Source organism: Secundilactobacillus pentosiphilus (assembly GCF_002217985.1).
In the GTDB taxonomy this organism is placed as follows: Bacteria; Bacillota; Bacilli; order Lactobacillales; family Lactobacillaceae; genus Secundilactobacillus; species Secundilactobacillus pentosiphilus.
This window is the reverse complement of record NZ_BCMI01000092.1, coordinates 1-207: the sequence shown is the minus strand read 5'-3', so window position 1 is coordinate 207 and position 207 is coordinate 1. Positions and strand designations below refer to the sequence as shown.

General features: G+C 55.6%; 1 rRNA gene. It reads left to right on the top strand.

What is annotated here, in order from left to right:
• Positions 1-207, top strand: a 23S ribosomal RNA gene (locus CES81_RS13185); the annotation flags it as partial.

The window sequence follows — 207 nt, the reverse complement described above, 5'->3', positions numbered from 1 at the left end:
CGAGCGAAGTGGGAACAGCCCAAACCAGGAAGCTTGCTTCCTGGGGTTGTAGGACTGAACATTTGAGTTACCAAAGCAGCGAATAGTCGAACGGTTTGGGAAGGCCGGCCAAAGCGGGTGATAGCCCCGTAGACGAAATTCACTGCCCTCAGTTCAGGATCCTGAGTACGGCCAGACACGTGAAACCTGGTCGGAATCCGGGAGGAC